At 61.3% G+C, this 1,234-nt stretch carries 1 protein-coding gene and 1 pseudogene; both read left to right on the top strand.

Features of this window, described 5'->3' with window-relative positions:
- Positions 1 to 42: 42 nt before the first annotated feature.
- A pseudogene (locus XALGPE39_RS16275) lies at positions 43 to 213 on the top strand (transposase); the annotation flags it as partial.
- Entirely contained in the window at positions 186 to 1,208 is a 1,023-nt protein-coding gene (locus tag XALGPE39_RS00025; RefSeq protein ID WP_235429714.1) for an IS3 family transposase, read from the top strand. The pseudogene XALGPE39_RS16275 and the gene XALGPE39_RS00025, both read left to right, overlap by 28 nt.
- Positions 1,209 to 1,234 lie beyond the last annotated feature (26 nt).

The following is a 1,234-nucleotide window of genomic DNA, read 5'->3' as shown; positions in this document are numbered from 1 at the left end:
TGATACGCCCAGGGTTCCCTAGACATCTCAAGGCCATGGAAAATGGCTAATTCGGAGGTGTCCATGAGCAGCAAGCGGTATACGGATGAGTTCAAGATCGAAGCGGTCCGGCAAGTGACCGATCGTGGCTTCAAGGTGGCAGAGGTCGCCGAGCGGCTAGGGGTCACCACGCACAGTCTGTACGCCTGGCTGCGCAAGTTCGGCAAGCCCGGCGTCGTGCAGCGCGCCGAGGTGGACCAGAGCGCCGAGGTTCGGCAGCTGAAGGCCGAGTTGCGCCGAGTGACCGAGGAGCGCGACATCCTAAAAAAGGCCGCCGCGTACTTTGCCAAGGGGTAAAGGCAAAGTACGCCTTCATGCAGACCCATCGCGGGGAATTTAGGCTGTGCGCGATGTGCCGGGTGTTGCGGGTGAACCGGGCCGGTTACTACGCTTGGCTAAAGTCGCCCAAGAGTGAGCGCACCAAGGAAGACGAACGCCTGCTGGGGTTAATCAAGCACCAATGGCTGGCCAGTGGCAGTGTCTATGGGCATCGCAAGATCACCAAGGATCTGCGCGATCTGGCGGAGCGTTGCAGTCGCCATCGGGTGCATCGGTTGATGCGTGCGGAAGGGTTACGTGCGCAGGTGGGCTATGGGCGCAAACCCCGCTTCCATGGCGGGAGCGAGTGCGCCGCCGCAGCCAACCGGCTTGATCGGCAGTTCGATGTAACTGAGCCGGACACGGCCTGGGCGAGCGATTTCACCTTCATCCGCACGCATGAAGGCTGGATGTATCTGGCTGTGGTGATCGATCTGTTCTCCAGGCAGGTCGTCGGCTGGGCGATGCGCGATCGGGCCGATACCGAGTTGATCGTGCAGGCCCTGCTATCGGCAGTGTGGCGGCGCAAACCCGCATCTGGTTGCCTGATTCACTCGGACCAAGGATCGGTCTACACCAGCGATGACTGGCAGAGTTTCCTGGCATCCCATGGCCTGGTGTGCAGCATGAGTCGGCGCGGTAACTGCCATGACAACGCCCCGGTGGAGAGCTTCTTCGGCCTGCTCAAACGCGAGCGGATCAGGCGGCGGGTCTACCCCAGCAAGGACGCCGCGCGCGCCGAGGTGTTCGACTACATCGAGATGTTCTACAACCCAAAACGCCGTCATGGTTCAACCGGCGACCTGTCTCCTGTAGAGTTTGAACGGCGCTACGCGCAACGAGGGTCTTGAGTGTCTACGGAACCCTGGGCGTATCA

This window comes from Xanthomonas sp. GPE 39, from assembly GCF_000963005.1.
Lineage (GTDB): Bacteria > Pseudomonadota > Gammaproteobacteria > Xanthomonadales > Xanthomonadaceae > Xanthomonas_A.
This window is presented reverse-complemented; position numbering and strand designations above follow the sequence as displayed.